Source organism: Bradyrhizobium sp. USDA 3262 (assembly GCF_054060035.1).
Genome location: NZ_JBSSCT010000001.1, coordinates 3,736,075 through 3,757,102 on the forward strand (window position 1 = coordinate 3,736,075; position 21,028 = coordinate 3,757,102).

The 21,028-nt window shown below is 65.5% G+C and carries 20 protein-coding genes; 12 read left to right on the forward strand and 8 right to left on the reverse strand.

Annotated elements, in window-relative coordinates; all coding sequences use genetic code 11:
* Positions 1–16 precede the first annotated feature (16 nt).
* A complete protein-coding gene (locus tag ACVWYP_RS17210; protein WP_456684119.1) occupies positions 17–367 on the forward strand; it encodes an HU family DNA-binding protein in 351 nt (116 codons plus the stop codon).
* A gap of 337 nt (positions 368–704) precedes the next feature.
* Here the strand turns inward: ACVWYP_RS17210 and ACVWYP_RS17215 are convergent, their stop codons facing one another.
* Positions 705–1,484: an SDR family oxidoreductase gene (locus ACVWYP_RS17215; protein ID WP_304499140.1), complete on the reverse strand. Its 780-nt coding sequence runs from the start codon at positions 1,482–1,484 to the stop codon at positions 705–707.
* 165 nt (positions 1,485–1,649) lie between these two features.
* Between ACVWYP_RS17215 and ACVWYP_RS17220 the strand changes: the two genes are divergently transcribed.
* Positions 1,650–2,603: a sulfonate ABC transporter substrate-binding protein gene (locus ACVWYP_RS17220; RefSeq protein ID WP_304499141.1), complete on the forward strand. Its 954-nt coding sequence runs from the start codon at positions 1,650–1,652 to the stop codon at positions 2,601–2,603.
* 56 nt (positions 2,604–2,659) lie between these two features.
* Here the strand turns inward: ACVWYP_RS17220 and ACVWYP_RS17225 are convergent, their stop codons facing one another.
* The 3 genes from ACVWYP_RS17225 to ACVWYP_RS17235 all read right to left on the reverse strand — a co-directional run bounded on the left by ACVWYP_RS17225 (position 2,660) and on the right by ACVWYP_RS17235 (position 4,590).
* The gene (locus tag ACVWYP_RS17225) at positions 2,660–2,929 is read right to left on the reverse strand and encodes a hypothetical protein (protein ID WP_304499142.1); all 270 of its coding nucleotides are present in this window, start codon (positions 2,927–2,929) and stop codon (positions 2,660–2,662) included.
* A 332-nt stretch (positions 2,930–3,261) separates the two neighbouring features.
* Positions 3,262–4,248, reverse strand: coding sequence for an ABC transporter substrate-binding protein (locus ACVWYP_RS17230; protein ID WP_304499143.1), 987 nt, complete (start codon positions 4,246–4,248; stop codon positions 3,262–3,264).
* 18 nt (positions 4,249–4,266) lie between these two features.
* Complete coding sequence (locus ACVWYP_RS17235; protein WP_304499144.1) at positions 4,267–4,590, reverse strand: hypothetical protein; 324 nt, start codon at positions 4,588–4,590, stop codon at positions 4,267–4,269.
* Between the two features lie 129 nt (positions 4,591–4,719).
* Between ACVWYP_RS17235 and ACVWYP_RS17240 the strand changes: the two genes are divergently transcribed.
* From ACVWYP_RS17240 to ACVWYP_RS17275, 8 genes are all read left to right on the forward strand, one after another.
* Positions 4,720–5,814, forward strand: a complete 1,095-nt coding sequence (locus ACVWYP_RS17240) for an ABC transporter substrate-binding protein (protein WP_304500239.1) — start codon at positions 4,720–4,722, stop codon at positions 5,812–5,814.
* On the forward strand, positions 5,792–6,808 hold the full coding sequence (locus ACVWYP_RS17245; RefSeq protein ID WP_304499145.1) for an ABC transporter permease: 1,017 nt from the start codon (positions 5,792–5,794) through the stop codon (positions 6,806–6,808). Before ACVWYP_RS17240 ends, ACVWYP_RS17245 begins: the two co-directional genes overlap by 23 nt.
* On the forward strand, positions 6,808–7,599 hold the full coding sequence (locus ACVWYP_RS17250; protein WP_304500240.1) for an ABC transporter ATP-binding protein: 792 nt from the start codon (positions 6,808–6,810) through the stop codon (positions 7,597–7,599). The genes ACVWYP_RS17245 and ACVWYP_RS17250 overlap by 1 nt, the downstream gene beginning before the upstream one ends.
* A complete protein-coding gene (locus ACVWYP_RS17255; RefSeq protein ID WP_304499146.1) occupies positions 7,593–8,765 on the forward strand; it encodes an acyl-CoA dehydrogenase family protein in 1,173 nt (390 codons plus the stop codon). Before ACVWYP_RS17250 ends, ACVWYP_RS17255 begins: the two co-directional genes overlap by 7 nt.
* Before the next feature lie 32 nt (positions 8,766–8,797).
* A complete protein-coding gene (locus tag ACVWYP_RS17260; RefSeq protein ID WP_304499147.1) occupies positions 8,798–9,892 on the forward strand; it encodes an LLM class flavin-dependent oxidoreductase in 1,095 nt (364 codons plus the stop codon).
* Entirely contained in the window at positions 9,889–10,830 is a 942-nt protein-coding gene (locus ACVWYP_RS17265) for an ABC transporter substrate-binding protein (RefSeq protein ID WP_304499148.1), read from the forward strand. Before ACVWYP_RS17260 ends, ACVWYP_RS17265 begins: the two co-directional genes overlap by 4 nt.
* A gap of 511 nt (positions 10,831–11,341) precedes the next feature.
* Positions 11,342–12,187 carry a CmcJ/NvfI family oxidoreductase gene (locus tag ACVWYP_RS17270; RefSeq protein WP_304499149.1) on the forward strand — a complete coding sequence of 282 codons (846 nt, stop codon included), beginning with the start codon at positions 11,342–11,344 and terminating at the stop codon, positions 12,185–12,187.
* Positions 12,188–12,403: 216 nt separating this feature from the next.
* Entirely contained in the window at positions 12,404–13,639 is a 1,236-nt protein-coding gene (locus ACVWYP_RS17275; RefSeq protein ID WP_253609751.1) for an MFS transporter, read from the forward strand.
* 13 nt (positions 13,640–13,652) lie between these two features.
* Here the strand turns inward: ACVWYP_RS17275 and ACVWYP_RS17280 are convergent, their stop codons facing one another.
* From ACVWYP_RS17280 to ACVWYP_RS17295, 4 genes are read right to left on the reverse strand one after another with little or no spacing between them, the layout of a single operon-like run.
* Complete coding sequence (locus ACVWYP_RS17280; protein ID WP_304499150.1) at positions 13,653–14,417, reverse strand: anti-sigma factor family protein; 765 nt, start codon at positions 14,415–14,417, stop codon at positions 13,653–13,655.
* Positions 14,414–14,944: an RNA polymerase sigma factor gene (locus ACVWYP_RS17285; RefSeq protein ID WP_304499151.1), complete on the reverse strand. Its 531-nt coding sequence runs from the start codon at positions 14,942–14,944 to the stop codon at positions 14,414–14,416. Before ACVWYP_RS17285 ends, ACVWYP_RS17280 begins: the two co-directional genes overlap by 4 nt.
* Complete coding sequence (locus ACVWYP_RS17290; RefSeq protein WP_304499152.1) at positions 14,941–16,398, reverse strand: YncE family protein; 1,458 nt, start codon at positions 16,396–16,398, stop codon at positions 14,941–14,943. Before ACVWYP_RS17290 ends, ACVWYP_RS17285 begins: the two co-directional genes overlap by 4 nt.
* Positions 16,399–16,410: 12 nt before the next feature.
* Positions 16,411–16,890 (reverse strand): DUF305 domain-containing protein, encoded by a 480-nt coding sequence (locus ACVWYP_RS17295; protein ID WP_304499153.1) that lies wholly within the window; start codon positions 16,888–16,890, stop codon positions 16,411–16,413.
* Positions 16,891–17,159: 269 nt separating this feature from the next.
* Here ACVWYP_RS17295 and ACVWYP_RS17300 point away from each other — a divergent pair, with 269 nt between their 5' ends.
* Together ACVWYP_RS17300 and ACVWYP_RS17305 are read left to right on the forward strand one after the other, a co-directional pair.
* Complete coding sequence (locus ACVWYP_RS17300; protein WP_304499154.1) at positions 17,160–18,812, forward strand: hydantoinase B/oxoprolinase family protein; 1,653 nt, start codon at positions 17,160–17,162, stop codon at positions 18,810–18,812.
* Between the two features lie 6 nt (positions 18,813–18,818).
* Positions 18,819–20,858: a hydantoinase/oxoprolinase family protein gene (locus ACVWYP_RS17305; RefSeq protein ID WP_304499155.1), complete on the forward strand. Its 2,040-nt coding sequence runs from the start codon at positions 18,819–18,821 to the stop codon at positions 20,856–20,858.
* Positions 20,859–21,028: the final 170 nt, after the last annotated feature.

The window sequence follows — 21,028 nt, forward strand, 5'->3', positions numbered from 1 at the left end:
AATCAATGGAGCAACCATGGCTACCCAACTGTCGAAGTCGCAAGTGATCGAGAAGATCGCGACCACCACCGAACTCTCCAAGCGCGACGTCAAGAACGTTTTGGACTCGCTCGTCGATGTCGGCCACAAGGAGCTGAAGAAGGCCGGGGTGTTCCTCGTCCCCGGCTTCGCGAAGTTCGTTGTGGTCAAGAAGCCGGCGACCAAGGCGCGCAAGGGCACCACCACCGAACTCTCCAAGCGCGACGTCAAGAACGTTTTGGACTCGCTCGTCGATGTCGGCCACAAGGAGCTGAAGAATGAAGTTCGTTGTTCAAGAAGCCGGCGACCAAGGCGCGCAAGGCCAACCCCTTCACCGGCGAAGAGATGATGTTCAAGGCCAAGCCGGCCCGGAAGATCGTCCGCGCACGGCCGGTCAAGGCCGCCAAGGACGCGGTTTAAGACGAGAAGGCCTCCGGTGACGGAGGCCTTTTGCTTTTGAGCCGTCGCTTCCTGCCGTTGGTTGCCAGCCCGCGTTTTCCAGCGAGTGGACACCGGTTCGCGTGAAGAAAACGCGCCAAAGCAGAATCTGGAGCCCTGGTTCTGGTTGAACCAGGACCGGGGCTCTAGAGCGTTTTCGAGCGAAGTGGATACCGGTTCGCGTCAGGAAAACGCGTCAAAACTAGAATCTAGAGCCCCGTTCCGATTCCATCGGAACGGAAATGGCTCTAGACTACCGGCGACCGGCCGCCATCGACATTGATCGCGGTGCCGGTGATGTAGGAGCCTTGCTCCGAGGCCAGGAAGCAGGCGAGGTTGGCGAACTCCTCCGCCGTGCCGATGCGGCCGAGCGGCGTGCCCTTGGCAAGACCCTTGGCGAATTCCCCGAAATCCGTGCTCGGCGCCTGGGCAGCATGCCGCGTGACCCATTGATCGCTCATGATCAGGCCGACCAGGAGCGCATTCACCAGGATGTTGTGCTCGCCGCCTTCATTGGCCATGACCTTGGTCAGCGCCATGCCGGCCGCGCGCGACACTGAGGTCGGTGCTGAATTGCCGGCCGGCGCCTTGGCAAAGGTGTTGAGCACGTTGATGATGCGGCCCCATCTGCGCTGCTTCATGCCCGGCCACACCAGCCGGCTGAAGCGGATCGCGGCGAACAGTTTCAGGTCGAGGTCCTCCTGCCAGGCCTCGTCGCTGATGCTCTCGAACGCCAGCGTGCGCGCGGTGCCGGCGTTGTTGACGAGCACGTCGATCTTGCCGAGATCCGCGACGATCTGGTCGTGGGCCTTGCTGATATCGGCGGCCTTCGCGACGTCGCAGACGTAGTCGCGCACCACAAGGCCGTCCTTGGCGAGCGCTTCGCGCGCCGCTGTGAGGTCGGCGGCGCCGCGGGCGAGGATCGCGACCTTGGCGCCGGATTCGGCAAACCGCCGCGCCACCGCGATCCCGATGCCCTTGCTGCCGCCGGTGACCACCGCGACGCGGTCCTTCATCGATAGTTGCATGCTGCTCTCCCTGTTGTCGTTGCGGACGGCGTCAAAGAAATTCTGCCGCACCGATGCTGCGTGAAAGGCTTGAACCGGAAATCGCCTATCTTTGAAATTGCTGCGATCAGCAAAATCAAACACGCTTGCCCTCTCCAATACTGTCTTTCGAAGGGGAAAGCGAGCATGCGAAACTGGCTGGGTCGAAGCCTTGCGCTGGCGATGGCCGGCTTGCTTCTGGGCTGGAGCGCGCTTCCGTCCGCGCAGGCAAGAGACAAGGTCTTTCGCATCGCGTTCCAGAAGGGCGGCGGCAATCTGATCTTCCTCAAGGAGCGCGGTATCCTTGAGCAGAAGCTGGCGCCGCTCGGCTGGACGGTGAGCTGGAACGAATTTCAGGCCGGCCCGCAGCTGCTCGAATCCCTCAATATCGGCGCGGCCGACTTCGGTCCGGTGGGCGAGGCGCCGCCGATCTTCGCGCAGGCCGCCGGCGCCAACATCGTCTATGCCGGCTACGAGCCCGCGTCGCCGCGAAACGAGGCGATCATCGTGCCGAAGGACAGCCCGATCAAGACGATTCCCGATCTGCGGAAGAAGCGCGTCGCGTTGAACAAGGGATCGAACGTCAATTATTTCCTGGTGCGCGCGCTGGAAGCCAGCGGTTTGACCTATCAGGATATCGAGCCGGTCTACCTTGCGCCGGCGGATGCGCGCGCGGCGTTCGAACGCGGCGCGGTGGACGCCTGGGTGATCTGGGATCCCTACTATGCCGCGGCGGAAATCGGCCTCGGCGCGCGCAGCATTGCGGACGCGAGCGGCCTTGCAGCCAATGTATCCTTCTACATCGCATCGCGGCCGATCGCCGAAGAGAATCCGAAGGTGCTGACGACCGTGCTGACGGCGATCGACGAGATCGATCTATGGATCAGGGACAACCGCAAGCAATACGCGGCCGAACTCAGTCCGAAGATCGGTCTGCCCGCCGACATCATCGAGCGCTCTGTCAATCGCGCCGAGCTCGGCGCCCGGCGCGTGGACGCTTCGGTGCTTGCGGAGCAGCAGAAGATTGCCGATGTCTTCACCCGCCTCAAGCTGATCCCGAAGGCGATCAACGTATTCGATGCCGAATGGAAGACGGAGTGAGCCGGCGGCACTCCCAATAAGTCAAGCCCGAGCGCGCTCCCCAGCAAGGGCGTTTGCTAGGAAGCGCCGGTCTCATCGGGCAACTCGGCGACCAGGAAGCGATCAGAGCCGTCGGCAAATTCGTCGGCGACGTTGCGATACAGCATGGCTTCCTCGGGGGTGGCCGCACGGATACCGGTGGGCTCGCACGCCTGCGATGGCTCGCGGTGTCGACGATGAAACGCCTCGAAGGCCGCGGCGAGCCATGGCGTCCGCAGCAATTGCCGGGCCTGCGCAAGGCTCGCAGCCTCAAACGCGAACGCCGCATGCTGGCGGGTCTCGATCACAAAAACCGTTCGTTGCCTGATTGCCATTATGCGTATCGGGAGCTCTAGAGCGAAAGCATCACCAGCAGCGTCATGCAGGCAAGATGCGCTGCGACGATCAGTGCAAGATGGAGCGGACCGGACATCGGATGTCTCCATTGTGGTGAGCGGCTTGATGCTCGTTAGGTGGGTACCGCCCTCTGTCTCCCTCCCCCTGAAAGGGGGAGGGCGGGGTGGGGGTTGCCCTCCACGGACGCTGGAGTCTGCGGAGGCAGGATCCCCGCCCGGTTTGCTGCGCAAACCGACCTGCCCTTTGCAAGGGGAGGTGAGGAATGCCCGGTTCACGCGCGCCGCTAGTTCAAGCTTGCGCTTGCCGTGAAACTGCGGTCGACGGCCTTGCCGACGTCGAGCGTCTTGCCGAGGATGCCGTAGCGCGTGGCGCGATCGGAGGCGGCCTGCACTTCCTTCACCACGGCCTCGTCGATCGCGATCGGGCTCGTCTTCTGCGCGGTGTAGGCGGCGAGCAGCACGTCCTCCGGCAGCTTGGTCAGCTCAGCCGTGTTCCTGGCATACTCGGCGAGATGGTCGAGCGACCACAGCCGCGCCTTGTTGAGCCGCTGCACCAGGTCCTGCACCGCCGCGCGCTTGGTTGCGATGGCGTTGTCGGAGGCGACGATGAAGGTGATGGTCGGCGTCAGCCCTTCGCCGTCGGCGACGACGCGCGCGTTGTCCTTCAACGTGGCGTAGGAAATGTAAGGCTCCCACACTGCCCAGGCGTCGATCGAGCCGGCCAGCAGCGCGATCTTGGCGTCGACCGGGCCGAGCGGGGCGAAGGTCGCATCCTCGATCCTGCTGCCGGCCTTTTCCAGCGTCGCATTGATCAGGAACTGGCCCCAACCGCCCCGCGTGCCGGCAAGGCGCTTGCCCTTCAGATCGGCCGCCGTCCTGATCGGCGAATCCCCGCGCACCAGGATCGCCTGGGTCCGCGCATCGGAGCGCGTGCCGCCGATCGCCCTGATCGGCGCGCCCGACGCATAGACCGTGAGGAAGGACAGATCGCCGGTGTAGCCGACGTCGAGCGCGCCGGCATTGATCGCCTCCAGGATCGGTGCTGCGGCCGGGAATTCCGACCACTCGATCTTGTAGGGCAGATCCTTGGCGAGGCCGGAAATCTCCAGCAGCGAGCGGTTGCCGCCCTTCTGGTCGCCGACGCGCAGCACGATCGCGTCAGCCGCGAGTGCCGCAGCTGACGTCGACAGCGTGATCACGGCTGTGATCAGCGCGGCCGCCGTGCGGCGGGTGAAAGTATAGGGAGAACCCGAACGGGTCAGTTTGCGCATATGCATTTTCTTTCTGATTCATTCGCTGCGCGGCGGAACGCGCGGCAGCGTTCGATCAAGTCTATGAGCAAGCCGTTCGCCGTCAACGAAACGGAAATCTGAATTCGCCGGCTGCGCGGCAAGGATGATCTCGTCAAGTATGCCGTGCGTAGAAGACATCGCGCATGCGACCGCAAAACGCTCAAATTTGATGCAGTCGCGGTGATCGCGCCGCATCTCCGTGTGGGACGATCGTGAAAATCCTTTCATCGCCGCGCGATGCGATCGTGGAGAGTTCGGCTGTGGCGTCGACAACATTCGAAATTCCATTTCATTGACGATGAACTTGTCGCGCCGCATCATTTGCACGTTGCTTTGAGTGCAATCGCGCCGGAGAAATCCGCTTTTTCTAAAACCATGAGCTTCGAACGACGGGGCGCGCAGACACGCTTTGCGCGCGGGGCGGAGCCTTGCCGAAATGCAGGAGTGATGATGTCGAGAGATAACAAGAAGACGGTGATGGATCGCCGCACATTGCTGCGTGCCGGTGCCGCCGCGGCCTTTGCCGCGCCGATCGGGGCGTATAGTGCGCAGGCCTTCGCGCCGCGGGCGATCACGCCGGCGATCGATTTCTCCGAATTCCCGATCTGCAAGACCGCGTCCGATGCGCCGGCTTTGACCGGCGCGCCGCGCAAGCTGAAGCTGTCCTGGAACGCCGGCGCGGTCTGCCTTGCGCCGCTGCCGGTCGCGATCGACCACGGCTTCTTCCAGAAGCAGAACCTCGACGTCGAGCTGGTCAACTATTCGGGCTCGACCGACCAGCTGCTGGAGGCGATCGCCACCGGCAAGAGCGACGCCGGTCTCGGCATGGCGCTGCGCTGGCTGAAGCCGCTGGAGCAGGGCTTTGACGTCAAGATCGCCGCCGGCACCCATGGCGGCTGCATGCGCGTCTTGACCCGCGCCAATTCCGGCATAGGCGAGCTCGCCGATCTCAAGGGCAAGATCGTCGCGGTCGGCGATCTCGCCGGTCCCGACAAGAATTTCTTCTCGATCCAGCTCGCCAAGCTCGGCATCGACCCGATCAAGGAGGTCGACTGGCGCGCCTATCCCGGCAATCTGCTCAACGTCGCGGTCGAGAAGGGCGAGGTGCAGGCCTTCCTGTCGTCGGACCCGCTGGCCTATCTCTGGCTGAAGGATGCGCAATACAAGGAGGTCGCCTCCAACCTCGACGGCGAATATCGCGACAAGAGCTGCTGCATCGTCGGCCTGCGTGGCAGCTTGGTGCGCGAGGAGCCTCAGGTCGCGCGCGCCATCACCCAGGCGCTGCTCGACGCCGCGATGTTCACCTCGCAGAACCCGGACAAGGCGGCGAAATCGTTCCAGCCCTATGCGCCGAAGGCGGCGAGCCTCGCCGATCTCGAGGCGATGGCGCGCTACCACACCCATCACCATCATCCGACCGGCGAGGTGCTCAAGCGCGAGCTGAAGGGCTACGCCGACGACCTCAAGACGGTGCAGGTGTTCAAGCAGAGCACCGACACGGCCAAATTCGCGGAGCGGATCTATGTCGACGTATTCAGTGTCTGACACGGCGGCCGCGCCCGCGCCGCGCGCAGCGGTCACGTTCTCGAACCTCTCCGGCAGTTACGGTGTCGGCCTTGCGGCGAGCCTCGTCTGGCTCGCATTCGGCCTCTCATGCCTTCATTGGCCCGATGTCGGCGACTGGTCGCGGACCGGATCGCTCGGCATCGGTGCGATCGTCATCGCCGCCTTCATCCTGTTCGGCACGGTCAGCGCGGATTATCTCGGCGGCGCCGGTCAGGCGTTGCGCAAACGCGCGCCGTGGCTGGTGGCGTTCGGCGCCTTCGTGACGTTGTGGGAGGTCGCCACCGCGAAATTCGCCTGGCTGCCGCTGCCGTTCTTCCCGCCGCCGCAGTCGATCCTCGAAGTCTACACCGACGATCTGCCAAAACTGCTCGATAGCGTGTTCGCCTCGATCAAGCTGCAGCTCGGCGGCTACATCATCGGCGCGACCATTGGCTTCATCACGGGCGTCTCGATCGGCTGGTCGCAGAAGATCGGTTACTGGGTGCATCCGGTGCTGCGCTTCATCGGCCCGCTGCCGGCCACCGCCTGGCTGCCGATCGCCTTCTTCACCTTTCCGTCGAGCTGGAGCGCCTCGACCTTCCTGATCGCGCTCGCAACCGGCTTCCCGGTGACGGTGCTGACCTGGTCGGGCGTGGCGAGCGTCAGCAGCGCCTATTACGACGTCGCGCGCACGCTCGGCGCAAAACCATCGTTCCTGGTGCTGAAGGTCGCGATCCCAGCCGCGCTGCCGCATGTGTTCGTCGGCCTGTTCATGGGGCTCGGCTCGTCCTTTGCGGTGCTCGTCGTCGCCGAGATGATCGGCGTCAAGGCCGGGCTCGGCTGGTACCTGCAATGGGCGCAGGGCTGGGCGGCCTATGCCAACATGTATGCGGCGCTGATCGTGATGTCGCTGCTCTGCTCCGGCGCGATCACGCTCTTGTTCCGCACCCGCGACCGCCTGCTGGTCTGGCAGAAGGGCGTCGTCAAGTGGTAGTGCAGTCCGCAGCCGAAGCAATCACCTATCCTGCGGTCGGCGCCGAGCTCGATATCGAAGGCGTCAGCCACGCCTTCGATATCGATGGCGCCACGTTGCCGGTGCTCGACAATGTCAGTCTCTCGATCGCGCCGGGCGAGTTCGTGGCGCTGCTCGGCCCGTCCGGCTGCGGCAAGTCGACCCTGCTGCGGCTGGTCGCGGGGCTGGAGAAGCCGCGGTCCGGCTCGCTGCGCGAGGATGAGGTTCGCATCGCCGGCCCGCATCCGTCGCGCGTCGTCGTGTTCCAGGATCCGACGCTGTTTCCGTGGCGCACGGTGTGGGACAATGTCGCGCTTGGCCTCGAAGCGCAGGGCATTTTGAAGGCGCAGCGCCACCGTGTCGATGATGTCATCGAGCTGGTCGGCCTGTCCTCGTTCCGCAACGCCTATCCGCACCAGCTGTCCGGTGGCATGGCGCAGCGCGTGGCGCTGGCGCGCGCGCTGGTCAACGATCCGAAGATCCTCGTGCTCGATGAGCCGCTCGGCAAGCTCGACTCGCTGACGCGGATCGCGATGCAGTCGGAACTCGTCGCGCTGTGGCAGCGCAAGGGCTTTACCACGCTATTGGTCACCCATGACGTCGAGGAGGCGCTGGTGCTCGCCAACCGCGTCATCGTGCTCTCCGATCGGCCGGCGCGGATCGAGGCGGACATCGCTGTCGCCCGGCCGTACCCGCGGCATCGCGGCGATCCTTATCTGGCTGAGCTGCGCAAGCAGATTCTCGGCCTGCTCGGGCTGGAGGCGACATGGTGACATCAGCGGCGAGGGAGCTGCCGCCGGCGAACGAGTCGGAGCACATCGCGCGCGCGTTGCGGCTCGCCGAGGTGTTTGCCGCGCGTGCGCCGGCGCACGACCGCGACGCCAGCTTTCCGTTCGAGAATTTCGCCGATCTGTCGCGCGAAGGTCTGCTGGCGCTGACGGTGCCCGCCGCGCTCGGCGGTGGCGGAGCGGGCGCCCGCGACGCCACGCGCGTGCTTGGCATCATCGGCAAGGCCGATCCGTCGACCGCGCTGGTGCTGTCGATGCATTACATCCAGCATCTGGTGATGGCGCGCAGCACGCGTTGGCCGGGCCGGCTGTCGCGCAAGCTCGCCAAGGAAACGGTCGAAGGCGTGGCGCTGATCAACGCGCTGCGCGTCGAGCCCGAGCTCGGGTCGCCCGCGCGTGGCGGCCTGCCGGCGACCACAGCGCGTCGCACCGAGACTGGCTGGCGGCTGACCGGCAGGAAGATCTATTCGACCGGCGCGCCGATCCTGAAATGGTATTCGGTCTGGGCAAAGACCGATGAGCCGGAGACCCGTGTCGGCTTGCTTCTGGTTCCCGCCGGTCTGCCGGGAACGCGGATCGAGGAGACCTGGGATCATCTCGGCCTGCGCGCCAGCGGCAGCCACACCGTGATCTTCGACGACGTGGTGTTTCCGCTGGATTACGAGATCGACGTCCGCAGGCCCGACGACTGGAAGGTTCCTGACGTCACCCAGGCGACCGTGCACGCGATCTTCGTCGCCGCGATCTATGACGGCATCGCCCGCGCTGCCCGCGACTGGCTGGTCAAATTCCTGAAGGAGCGGGTGCCCGCCAATCTCGGCGCGCCGCTCGCGACCTTGCCGCGGATGCAGGAGGTCGTCGGCGCGATCGAGGCGCGGCTCGCGGTCAATGCCCGCCTGATCGACAGCTTCGCCGCCGATTTCGATAACGGCTTCCCGCTGTCCGCGATCGAGTCTAACATCATCAAGCTGACGGTGACCAACAACGCCGCGGCAGTGGTGGAGGATGCCTTGTCGCTGACCAGCAATCACGGCCTGTCGCGAACCAATCCGCTGGAGCGGCATTACCGTGACGTGCTGTGCGGCCGCGTCCATACCCCGCAAGACGATGCCACCCGTGTCTCCGCCGGACGCTCCGCGCTGGGCGTCTGAAAACAATAGCCAACAACAACGGAGTTCCCGTCATGCCGGTCGAGTTCATCGGCTTCATCACCAACAACAATGCCTCCGAGACCATCGTCCGCGCCGGGCCGGTGCTCGATCCGCCCTATATCGAGACGGTGGCCAAGGCGCATGAGCTCGCCGGTTTCGATCGCGCGCTGCTGGCGTTCCACTCCACCACGCCGGATGCGTTGCAGGTCGCGCAGCATGTCCTCACGATCACCAAGCAGCTCAAGGTGATGATCGCGCAGCGCCCGGGCTTCACCGCGCCGACGCTGCTGGCGCGCCAGCTCGCGACGCTGGATCAATTCTATGGCGGCCGCGTCTCGCTGCACGTCATCACCGGCGGCAACGCCATCGAGCTGCGCCAGGACGGCAACACGCTCGACGACAAGGACGAGCGCTACGCCCGCACCAGCGAATTCCTCGACGTGGTGCGGCTGGAATGGACCAGCGAGAAGCCGTTCAACTACAGCGGCAAGTATTACAACATCGAGAACGGCTTCTCGCAGGTGAAGCCGTTGCAGAAGGGCGGCATCTACACCTTCGTCGGCGGCGGCTCGGACGCCGCGGTCGAGGTCGCGGGCAAGCACGCTGACACCTTCGCGCTGTGGGGCGAGTCCTACGCGCAGGTGCGCGACGTCACCGCGCGGGTGCGCGCGGCAGCTGCCAGGCACGGCCGGCCGACGCCGCGCTTCAGCCTGTCGGTGCGGCCGATCCTCGCCGACACAGAGGAGAAGGCCTGGAAGAAGGCGGAACATATCCTCGAGCGCGCCACCGCGTTGCAGGACCAGACCGGCTATCGCCGTCCCAACCACGCGACCGACGGCGCCAAGCGGCTCTTGGCGCTCGCCGATCAAGGCACGCGCATCGACAAGCGGCTGTGGACCGAGATCGCCAAGCTGACCGGCGCCAACAGCAACACCACCGCGCTGGTCGGCACGCCCGAGCAGGTCGCCGAGGTGTTCGCCGACTACTACGATCTCGGCGTCAGTCACTTCCTGATCCGCGGCTTCGATCCGCTGGTCGACGCGATCGACTATGGCCGCGCGCTGATCCCGCTGACCCGCAAGCTGATCGAAGCGCGCGACCAGCAGCGGGGGATTGCCGCCGAATGATTCGTCTCATTGTTGCGGCCGCGCTAACGCTTGCCGCCATCGACGCGGCCTGCGCGCAGACCACGCTGCGCGTCGGCGACCAGAAGGGCAATTCGCAGGCCGTGATGGAAGCGGCCGGCGTGCTCAAGGACGTTCCCTACAAGATCGAGTGGAAGGAGTTCGCCGCTGCCGCGCCGCTGCTGGAGGCGCTTGGGGCGGGCGCGATCGACACCGGCCTGGTCGGCGACGCGCCGTTCACCTTCGCGGCCGCCGCCAAAATTCCGGTCAAGGCGATCGCGGCCGTGCGGCAGTCGCGCGACGGGCTCGCGGTCGTGGTGCCGGAAAACTCCGCGATCAAGAGCTTTGACGATTTGCGCGGCAAGAAGATCGCGACCGGCCGCGGTTCGATCGGCCATCAGCTGATCCTGGCGGCGCTGGAATCGAAGGGCTGGCAGGCGAGCGACGTGCAGATCGTGTTTCTCGCACCGTCGGATGCGAAAGTCGCCTACACGCAGGGTGCGGTCGACGCCTGGTCGACTTGGGAGCCTTATGTGAGCCAGGAAGAGGTGCTGTTCAAGTCGCGCCGCGTCATCACGGCCGACGGCATCACGCCCGGCCTCGGCTTCCAGGTCGCAACGCCCGATGCGATCAAGGGCAAGCGCGCCGAGCTCGAGGATTTCGTGCGTCGCCTCGCCGCCGCGCGCGCCTGGTCGCAGAACAATGTCGAGGGCTACGCCGCGACCTGGGGCAGGCTGATGAACATCCCGCCCGCGGTGCCGCTGAACTGGCTGACGCGGGCCAAGATCCGCATCGCGCCGATCGACGACAGCGTGGTGGCCGACGAGCAGAAGACCATCGACCTCTACGACCGCTGGGGCCTGATCAGGCAGAAGATCAATGCTGCCGACATTGTCGACCGGTCGTTTGCTGGAGCCGTAGAGAAGGGCGCCGGATTGTAGGCAATTTGCAAGCGACACCAGCGTCGTCCTGGCGAAAGCCAGGACCCATTACCCCGGATGGCAGTTGTTGTACGACGCTGGGGCCGCGATCCCGCTCACTATCAAATTCGGTGGTAATGGGTCCTGGCTTTCGCCAGGACGACGGGTGGTTACACGATTTCGGAATATTGGAAATGTATCCCTGATTTGCCCGACGTGTCAAGCTGCCCTGTCGAAGGCCGGCAGCTCCTTTGCATGGGGTTGTTTTCGATATTTTGCCGGCGCACCTGCGGCGGCCCTGCAAGTGGGAGACGTGGACCGTCTGCGCGGAAGCGATTCAACGCCACACTATTGCACCGCTAACGAACCCGTGATTCAAAACATCCATTCGTCCGCGGACTGCCGCGCGGCAAGGATTTTCCCCGTTTGGCACATTCCAAAACCGCAACGTTGCTATTTTCGCCGCGACCTTGCCACCCCGGCCGGCGCCGCCAAGATCAAACAGACGAACAATCGAGTCCGGGAGATCACCATGGGCCTTCAACAAACTCGCATCGAGTCGCTGCCGTTTGTGACCGCTGAACTGAATTATCTTGCGCCGACGCCGGGCAAGCCCCGGACCTACGCCTTCGATCCGCCGCCCGGCGAACCCAAATCCACCGCGCTGCCCGAAGCCCACAATGTTCCGATCTTTGACGGACGCTTGATCGCCGACGGCTTCTCGCTCGATCGCGAGGGCTTTGCGCTGGTCAAGCATCCGACCAGCGTGAAGGACTATTACGACGACAACGAAGTCTGCAACGTCTACTATCCCGCCGTCGAAGCTTTCCTGAAGGCAACGCTGAAGGCGGATCGTGTTTTCATCTTCGATCACACCGTGCGCAAACGCGTCGAGGGTGCAGCCGATATCCGCGGCGGCGGACCGCGCCAGCCGGCGACCCGCGTCCATGTCGACCAGACCGCCGTCTCCGGCCACAACCGGGTGTTCGAGCACCTGCCCGACGAGGCCGAGCAACTGGTCAAGGGCCGCGTCCAGGTGATCAATCTGTGGCGCCCGATCCGCGGGCCTCTGCGCGATTCACCGCTTGCGATGGCCGACGGTACGACAGTGGCGCCGGAGGATCTGATCGCCTCCGACCTGATCTATCCGAACCGCAGCGGCGAGACCTACTCGGTGAAGTACAACCCGAACCATCGCTGGTTCTACATTCCGGAGATGACGCCGGACGAGGCGATCCTGCTGAAATGCTACGACTCGGCGACCGACGGCCGCACGCGGTTCGGGCCGCATACGGCGTTTGTCGATCCCACCACGCCCGCGGACGCCGCGCCGCGCGAGAGCATCGAGCTGCGCACGCTGGTGTTCCATAAGCAGTAAGGGACGCGCTTCCCATAAATTCGTCATGCCCGGGCTTGTCCCGGGCATCCACGTCTTGGGCTCCGCGCGAAGAAAGACGTGGATGGCCGGGACAAGCCCGGCCATGACGGTGCGTGGAGCGCAGAAGGTCACTCTGCCCTCAAACTTGGCACCCCCGTCCCAATAATGTTACGCCCGTCGCCAAACCGCTCGGGGAAGAGGCGATTCGTGGACGGCGTGGTGACGAAGGAAGAGGCGGGGATCGGGTTCCGCGCCCTGGTGCTTGCACTTCTGGCATTGGCCTCCGGCCACATGCTGTCGACGCTGCTGCGGACCATTCCGGCGATCAGCCTCGATCTGATGGCGTCGGATTTCGGCACCTCGCCGCAGGCCCTGGCGAGCCTCACCTCGATCTATCATTTCTCCTTTGCCGCCTCGCAAATCCCGGTCGGCGCCGCGATGGATCGTTTCGGCGTGCGGCCGGTGTCGCTGAGCCTGCTCGCCGGAACTGTGATCGGCACGCTGGTCTCGGCGCTGGCGACGGGGCCCGCGAGCTTCGTGCTTGGCCAGCTGATGCTCGGCGTCGCCACTTCAGGCATGCTGATGTGCCCGATGACGCTCGCGGCCAAGCAGATGTCGGCGGCGAAGTTCGGCCTGTGGTCCGGCCTGATCCTCTCGATCGGCAATATCGGGATGCTGCTGTCGGCAAGCCCGTTGGCCTTCGTGGTCGATCAGTTCGGCTGGCGCGCCGGTTTCTGGGTTTCGGCCGGCTTCGGCATTGTCGTGCTGATCGCGGTGTTCGCGCTGGTGCCGCGGCAGCCGGCGGCGCATGCGGACGATTCCTCGCCGCTGCACCAGATGGCCGAGGTGCTGCGGCTCGGCATGTCGCGCGGCCTGCGCGGCCTGATCGCGCTGTCGCTGGTGTCGCTCGGCGCGTCGCTGACCTTGCGCGGTTTGTGGGGCGGGCCGTGGCTGATGGATGAGAAAGGGCTGAGCCGGATCGAAGCCGGCAATGTGCTCGGCCTGTTCACGCTGGCGATGATCGTCGGCCCGGCCTGCATCGGCGCCTTCGATCGCAAGTTCGGGCACCGCCGCGCCATGGTGGCGGTGACGCATGCCATTGCTGCGCTGCTGCTCGTCTTGATGGCGGCCGGGGCACCGCATTTCCCGGTCTCGAACCTGTTCGGCGTTGCCGTGATGCCGACGCAATATGACCTGGTGCTATTGATCCTGATCGGGCTCGCGACGTCGGCGCAGCCGCTGATCTACGGCATGACGCGCCAGCTTGTCGCCGCACAGAACACCGGCAAGGCGCTGTCCTCGGTCAATCTCGCGTTCTTCCTCGGCGCAGCGCTGCTGCAATCCAGCACCGCCGGCGTTGCGGCGCTGTTCGGGCTGCCCGCGGTGCTGCTGTTCATCGCCGGCGCGCTGGTGATCGGGATCGTGCTGTTCCTGATTTACACCAGGCCCTAGCGCTCCGTTCCGATCAGATCGTCTGCGCCTGCTTGCGAATCTCGTTGGCAAGCGGCCGCAGGGAATCGGCCCCGCGCGGCCCCACCAGGGAGTAGCCCGTACCGCCGTCGGCCCACGAGAAGCCCGCGACGTCGCCACCCGAATGCGCGGCCATCGGCGCGTTCTGGTCCGACGTCATCGGACGGGTGAGAACCACGAGCCGCTCGCCGCGATCGTCGTCGTACATGAACATGGCCGCAGGACCATGTGCGGTCGGCACCACCCGTCCGCCCATCAAGCGATATCCCGACTTCGTCAGATCCGGCAGCTTGACCGGTTGACGCAGCCTGTTGGAGACCCACTGCACAAGCTCGGCGCTGTCGCGCAGTTCGACCGGCCGGGTGCGATCGGAGGCGTACACCTTGTAGGAATCGCTCGCTTCCTGGGCGAGCGCGGCAAGGCCGACGGCGGGCCCTTCGGTCGCGCCACGGAGCGCCCATCCGCCGACGCCGCCGATTGCAAGCATCAGCGTCGCCGCGATCGCCCAGCGAAACGGGGCGGGGCGGCGGCGCTTGCTCTCGATGATCCTTGATAAATTGAGTTGTGGCGGCAGCGGCTCCTCTGCAATCGGTGCGAGGGCCGAGCGCAACCAGCAGCGCTGATCGGAAAAGGAAGCGACGCGCTTTGCCACATCCGGATGGCTCTCCAGATAGGCGGCGACTTCGGCCTGGCGCTCGGGCTCGAGCGCGTGATCGACATAGGCGTGCAGATCGTCTTCCGAGATGGGACGATTGCTCATGGGATGCTCCGCAACTGTACGACGTTCCTGTGCTGGTTATTCGCGGGCCCTTCCAGCTCCTGCTGCAGCTTCTCGCGTGCTCGCGACAGGCGCGACATCACGGTGCCGACGGGAATGTTGAGCACCTTGGCGGCCTCCGCGTAGGTCAGGTCTTCGACGGCGATCAGCAGCAGCACGGCGCGCTGCTCGTCGGGAAGCTTCCCGAGCTTCCCGAGCACGTCCTGATACATCAGTTTCTGCTCCTGCACCGCATCCTGTCCGAGCTCGTGCTCACCCGCCTCGTCGATGGCGACGTGCCGGGCGCGCGCGGATGCGCTGCGGAACTGGTTGACGGCAAGGTTGTGCAGGATGGCGAACAGCCATGACCGTGGACTGCCGGTTTCGCGCCGCTGGTGCCAGTGACTAACGGCGCGCTCCAGGCAGTCCTGCACCAGATCGTCGGCGGCCGCGTGGTTGCGGACCAGCGCACGCGCGTAGCGGCGCAGCGCCGGGATGACCGGCTCGATCTGGTGCAGCATGTCGCTCATGGCGCTTGCACCTGGACGACTGCTCCGAGCTTCGCCGGTTCGCCGGATGCGATGACGAGGTAGCGCCGCTCCGTCCTGGCTGCGCTCCGCACGATCTGGCGGATCGGTCCGGTGACGTTGACAATGGCGGAGCCGGCGGGATTGGTCGTGAAGGCTGCCAGAGGCTCCACCGATCCCGTGCCATCGGCACGTTCGGCCAATCCTAGCACGTAGTGCTGCTTGGGTTCGAGGCCGGTGACCGATGCCTGCAGCACCTGGATCAGCCCCTGATCGAACAGCGAGACGCTGGTCGGCGGCTTGTCGTCCTTGGCCTGCTTCTTCGGCGCGAGCGCAAGGTGAGCGGCCTGGCCGGCAACACCGAGCGCCTGCAGGTTCTGGCGGTCATCCGGATTCGGCGCGGCGTTCGGTACGTAAGCTATGGCCTGCGGCGCCTGGCCGATCGGGATGTTGGCGATCACCTTGTTGGTCGCGGTGTCGATCGCGGCCAGCGCGTCGGCATTTTCGAGACCGACATAGACCCGCGTGCCGTCGCCGGACGGCCAGACGCCGTGCGGCAGATTGCCGACGGGGATGGTCGCGACTTGCGAGAAATCATCGATTCGAAACGCCTTGACCTCGTTGGTGCCGCCGATGGTCACATAGGCGAAGGTCCCCTTTGAGGTCCTGGCGAAATTGACGTGGTTGGTGATCGGGCCGGTGTCGATGGTCTTGATCAGGTTGAACGGCGGCTTGGCGTTGAACACCTGCGTCCGGCCGACATCCTTAAGCGTGAACCAGACCTGGTCGCCATCGGGCGAGGCCGCGATGTTCGGGCAGAACGGGCTTTCCTGCTTTACCTTCGCGACGATCTGATGGTCTGCGACCGAGACCACGTCGGTCTCCGGATTAAACGACGAGCAGATGTAGCCGTACTTGCCGTCCGGCGAGAATATCTGCATGCCCGGTCCGGCCGGCACCTCGATGCGCGTCGTTTCCTTGAAGCTCTGCGCGTCGATGACCGAGATGTAATTCTCGCCGCGCACGGTGACCCAGATTTCTTTGCCGTCGGGCGTGAAGAACGCCTCGTGCGGCGAGCGTCCGACATAGGTGACGTGCTTGACCGAGTTCGTCGCCGTGTCGATGAAGGTCACCGAGTTCGACCCGATCGAGACCACCGCGAGCGTCTGGTGGTCGGGCGAATAACCCATGCCGTGCACCAGCACCTGCCCCTTGTAGAGCGGGCTGAAATTGCCCGGCTGCGGATCGCCGAGCCGGATCACGCCGAGCAGCTTGTTGTCGGCCGGGTCGGTGACCGACACGGTGTTGGAGAATTGCTCGGCGGCGTAGACGCGATCGTGATGGCTGACCGCAATGTCGGGCGCGGACGCCGCGCCCGGCGCCTGTCCGGCGAAGGCGGAGCTCGACATCGCCAGCACGGTCGTCGCCAGCAGGCACTTCAGGATTTTGCGGTTCATCGTTTGAGGCTCCTAGTTCTTCATTTCGTGGGACATGTTCATGTGATCGTGAGCCGCGTGATCGTGAGCGGCGGGCGCCGGGCTCTGCTGCGTCGGGGCGGGCGCAGATGTCACCGGATCTCCGATCGCGAGCTTCATGGCGTCGATCTCCTGCCGCTGCTCGATGATGATTTCCTGCGCGATCCGGCGCAGCTGCTCGTTCTTGCCGTAGCGGAGCTCGATCACGGCCATGTCGATCGCGCCCTGGTGGTGCGGCGCCATCATCGCGACGAAGTCGCGATCGATATCGCCGCTCGGTTTGGCGGCCATGTCGTTCATCATCTTGGTCATCGCGGCATCGTTTTCCGCAAGGAAGGCGCGCTCTTCCGCCGACTGCGCGGTCTGGTCCGGATGATGGTCGTCATGCGCGAAAGCAGCCGCCGCAGCTGCAAAAGCGAGCAGGGCGGCCGCGGCGAGCGGCGCGAGGCCGGACTTAAGGAATCGAGGAAGCATTTGCGTTCACCCTGGGAGTTGTCGGGAAGGCCCGAGCGGTTACGGCTTGGGCCGGCTTGCATGGGTGGGACGCAGCAGCGTGAGTTCTATTCCGTCGCGGCGGCGAAGATTCTTGCCGATCACGACTTGCTGATCGATGGAATGATCCGTTTCGGCCGGGCCAGCCGATTTGCGATCGGCAAGCCACTGGCTATAAGAAGGAATTCCGGTTTCGATCGACCGGTTCCACCATCCTCCCTGCGCAAGTCGCTCGCGCCAAGAAGGCCAAGATGTCCGCCAAGATCGATCCGATCACCCGCTCCGTCGTCCAGCACCGCCTGTCGTCGATCGTGAAGGAGATGGGCGAAGCCATGCTTCGCACTTCCTATTCGCAGATCCTCAATTCCAGCCGCGATTTCTCGCTGGCGATCTGCGACACCAACGGGCGGCTGATCGCGCAGGCCGACCACATTCCGGTTCATGTCGGCGCCTTGCCCTGGGCGACGCTGGCGGTCGAGGAGCGTTTCAAGGATGTCGCGCCCGGCGACGTCATCCTGCTCAACGATCCCTATCAGGGCGGCAGTCATCTGCCTGATCTGACCGCATTCGTGCCGGTCTTCGATGGGGGAAAAAGGCTGCTCTGGACCATCGTGCGCGCGCATCAGAGCGACATCGGCGGCGCCACCCACGGCGCCTACAATCCAGCCGCCACCGAGATCTATCAGGAAGGCATTCGCATTCCGCCGGTCAAGCTCTACGAGGCCGGCAAGCCGCGCGAGGATCTGCTCGATCTGCTGGCTTTGAACATCCGCAACCCCCGCGAATTCCGCGGCGACCTCGCGGCGATGCTGGGTGCCGCGCATCTCGGCGAGCGGCGCGTCGCAAAGCTGTTCAGCGAGTTCGGTGCCGAGACCGTCGAAGCCGCGATCGAGGCTATTCTCGACGCGACCGAGCAGCAGACCCGCGCCGTGGTGTCGACCTGGAAGGACGGCGTGTTCTACGGCGAGGCCCTGCTCGACGATGACGGCCACGGCCGCACCGACATCAAGATCGCCGCCAAGGTGACGAAGAAGGGCAGCGACATCGAGGTCGATCTCGCCGGCTCCGATCCGCAGTCGACCAGCTTCGTCAATTCGTCGCACGCCAACATGCAGGCGGCGGTCGCGATGGCCTTTGCCTATCTGATCGACGCCGACATTCCCAAGAACACCGGCGCGCTGCGGCCGCTGAAGGTGGTGGCGAAGCAGGGCACGATTGTCTGGGCCGATCCCGGCCGTCCCGTCACCTTGTGCACCAGCCATCCATCCAATGAGATCGTCGAAGCCATCATCAAGGCGATGTCGGCGTCCTGTCCGGATCGCGTGATGGGCGGGTGGGGACGCCGCTTCCGCATCGCGATCCAGGGCGAGGATCCGCGCAACGGACGCAATTTCATCTGGCACATGTTCCAGGCCCGGCCCGGCGGCGGCGCCTCGCCCGGCGGCGACGGTTATTCGTCGATCGGCGAATGGCACTCGGTCGGCGGACTCAAATTCGGCAGCATCGAGGTGGCAGAGGTGCGCTTTCCCCTGCATTTCCGCCAGCACGAATTCCGGCCGGACTCCGGCGGCGACGGCCAGCATCGCGGCGGGCTTGGCGTCGCGCTCGACATGGTGCTGGAGACGCAAAAGCCGGCCAAGGGCAACACCGCCGGCGACGGCGCGCGCCATGGTCCCTGCGGCATGCTCGGCGGCAAGGACGGCGAGCCGCATCACTACCGGCTGCTCTCGGAAGGACGCGAGCCGCGCGTGCTGAAGACCAAGGAGGTCGGCATCGAGCTGCGCCCCGGCGACTGCCTCGAGATCCGGTCCTCTGGCGGCGGCGGCTGGGGGCCGCCGGAGAAGCGCTCGGCGGAAGCGCGGGCGCGCGATCTTGCGCAAGGTTTGGTTTCGAAAGCGGTGTAGGCAGCGATGTACACGATTGGGGTCGACGTCGGCGGCACTTACACCGACCTGGTTGCAACTGACAAAACCGGGCGCACGGTTTTTGCAAAATCGCCCTCCACGCCGGCCGATCAGTCGATCGGCGTCATGGCGGGACTGGAAGAGCTGGCGCGCCGCCTCGGCGTGACACGCGCGGCGATGCTCGCCGCGACCGATCGCCTGGTGCACGGCACGACAGTTGCGACCAATGCGCTGCTCGAGCGCAAGGGTGCGAGAGTTGCGCTCCTGACCACCGAGGGACACCGCGATGTCGTCGAGATGCGCGAAGGGCTGAAGCCGGACCGCTACGATCTGCGCACGCCGCCGCCGGAGCCGCTGGTGCCGCGCGAGCGCCGCTTTGGCGTGCGCGAGCGGCTGAAGGCCGACGGCAGCGCCGCGGTTGCGCTCGACGCCGCCGCGCTCGGCGATGTCATCGCCGAGATGAAACGTTCCGGTGCGAATTCGGTCGCGGTCTGCTTTCTGCACGCTTATCTCAACCCGGCGCATGAGCTCACCGCCGTCGAGCAACTGGCGAAGGAGCTGCCCGACGTCAGCGTGTCGCGCTCGAGCGACGTGCTGCCGCAGATCAAGGAATATGAGCGCGTCTCGACCACGATCGTGAACGCCTATGTCGCGCCGACGGTGCGGCGCTATCTCACCAATCTGGAGCGCAGCCTCGCGGAAGCCGGCTTTGCGGGCTCGCTGTTCGTCGTGCTGTCGCATGGCGGCATGGCGCCGGTCGAGGAAGCCTCGCGGCTCGCCGCGGGCACGGTGCTGTCGGGGCCGGCCGGCGGCATTTCCGGCAGCCGCCGCTGCGCGGATCTTCTCGGAATTCCCGATCTCGTGCCGTTCGACATGGGCGGCACCTCGACCGACATCTCACTGATCGCAGATGGCCAGGCCTCGCTGTCGGCCGACGGCATGCTCGCCGGCCAGCGCATCGCGCTGCGCAGCCTCGACATCGCCAGCATCGCCGCCGGCGGCGGCTCGATTGCGAACGTCGACGGCGGCCGCACGTTGCGGGTCGGGCCGGAGAGCGCGGGCTCGGTGCCGGGGCCGGCCTGCTACGGCAATGGCGGCACCGCCGCCACCGTCACCGATGCCAATGTCGTGCTCGGCTATCTCGATGCCGCGGCCTTCATGGGCGGCGCGCGGCCGCTCGATCGCGCAGCCTCGGAAGCGGCGGTGGACCGGATCGCCGCAGCGCTCGAGCTGTCGCGGATCGAGGCCGCCGCCGGCATCTACAAGATGATCAATCTGAAGATGGCCGACGGCATCCGCCTGATGACCTTGCGCCGCGGCGTCGATCCCCGCAAATTCGCGTTGCTCAGCTTCGGCGGCGCCGCCGGCATGCACGCCGCCGAGGTCGCGCGCGAGCTCGAGATCAAGCGCATCATCGTGCCGACGGTCGCTTCTGTCCTTTCGGCCTGGGGCATGCTGACCAGCGATCTGCGCTACGAGGTCAGCCGCACCCATTACGGCACGGGCCGGATTTCCGCCGACGAGGTTCGCGCCTTGTTCGCCGCGCTGGACGAGCAGGCGGCGGGCCGCCTGCGCGACTGGTTCAAGGGCGATATCGCCATCGAGCGCTCGGCCGAGATGCGCTACGGCGAGCAGGTGTTCGAGATCGACGTGCCGCTCGGCGAGCTCGATCTCGGTGCCGCGGACCTGGTGGCGCAGATCGAGGAACGCTTCCATCGCCGCCACGAGGAGCTCTACACCTATGCCTCGCGCGGGCAGGAGGTGGTGTTCGTCAACGCCCGCGTCGCCGCGGTCGGCAAGGTGGCGCGCGGCGGGAGTGATGCCGGAAAGGCGAGCTCGGCTGCGCCCTGCGCGCCGCGCGGCAAGCGGCAGGCCTGGTTCGGTGCCTGGCGCGAGGTGCCGGTCTACGCGCTCGACGATCTCAGGCCGGGCCAAGCGCTGGCCGGTCCCGCGATCATTGAGGCCGAAACCACGACCGTCCTGGTCGACAGCGGTGACCGCGTCGCGGTCAACCCGCTCGGCTGGCTCGATATAACATTGCGTTGATCGCCATGCGGGAACTGCGCTCCCTCTCCCGCTTGCGGGCAGGGCTATCGCATATGCCCCTTGGCGACCGCGCAAGTGCTTGGCCTCGTGGTTCGAGACGCGCCGCAAGCGGCGCTCCTCACCATGAGGGTCTACTATTGTGCCGCAAAACAAGACCTCATCCTGAGGAG

Coding starts and splice junctions, on each gene's coding strand:
- ACVWYP_RS17305 (WP_304499155.1), top strand. CDS start 18,819: ATGTACACGATTGGGGTCGACGTCGGCGGCACTTACACCGACCTGGTT.
- ACVWYP_RS17245 (WP_304499145.1), top strand. CDS start 5,792: ATGTCGACGTATTCAGTGTCTGACACGGCGGCCGCGCCCGCGCCGCGC.
- ACVWYP_RS17220 (WP_304499141.1), top strand. CDS start 1,650: ATGCGAAACTGGCTGGGTCGAAGCCTTGCGCTGGCGATGGCCGGCTTG.
- ACVWYP_RS17300 (WP_304499154.1), top strand. CDS start 17,160: ATGTCCGCCAAGATCGATCCGATCACCCGCTCCGTCGTCCAGCACCGC.
- ACVWYP_RS17255 (WP_304499146.1), top strand. CDS start 7,593: ATGGTGACATCAGCGGCGAGGGAGCTGCCGCCGGCGAACGAGTCGGAG.
- ACVWYP_RS17210 (WP_456684119.1), top strand. CDS start 17: ATGGCTACCCAACTGTCGAAGTCGCAAGTGATCGAGAAGATCGCGACC.
- ACVWYP_RS17260 (WP_304499147.1), top strand. CDS start 8,798: ATGCCGGTCGAGTTCATCGGCTTCATCACCAACAACAATGCCTCCGAG.
- ACVWYP_RS17290 (WP_304499152.1), bottom strand. CDS start 16,398: ATGAACCGCAAAATCCTGAAGTGCCTGCTGGCGACGACCGTGCTGGCG.
- ACVWYP_RS17285 (WP_304499151.1), bottom strand. CDS start 14,944: ATGAGCGACATGCTGCACCAGATCGAGCCGGTCATCCCGGCGCTGCGC.
- ACVWYP_RS17215 (WP_304499140.1), bottom strand. CDS start 1,484: ATGCAACTATCGATGAAGGACCGCGTCGCGGTGGTCACCGGCGGCAGC.
- ACVWYP_RS17265 (WP_304499148.1), top strand. CDS start 9,889: ATGATTCGTCTCATTGTTGCGGCCGCGCTAACGCTTGCCGCCATCGAC.
- ACVWYP_RS17240 (WP_304500239.1), top strand. CDS start 4,720: ATGTCGAGAGATAACAAGAAGACGGTGATGGATCGCCGCACATTGCTG.
- ACVWYP_RS17295 (WP_304499153.1), bottom strand. CDS start 16,890: ATGCTTCCTCGATTCCTTAAGTCCGGCCTCGCGCCGCTCGCCGCGGCC.
- ACVWYP_RS17270 (WP_304499149.1), top strand. CDS start 11,342: ATGGGCCTTCAACAAACTCGCATCGAGTCGCTGCCGTTTGTGACCGCT.
- ACVWYP_RS17230 (WP_304499143.1), bottom strand. CDS start 4,248: ATGCGCAAACTGACCCGTTCGGGTTCTCCCTATACTTTCACCCGCCGC.
- ACVWYP_RS17235 (WP_304499144.1), bottom strand. CDS start 4,590: ATGATGCGGCGCGACAAGTTCATCGTCAATGAAATGGAATTTCGAATG.
- ACVWYP_RS17280 (WP_304499150.1), bottom strand. CDS start 14,417: ATGAGCAATCGTCCCATCTCGGAAGACGATCTGCACGCCTATGTCGAT.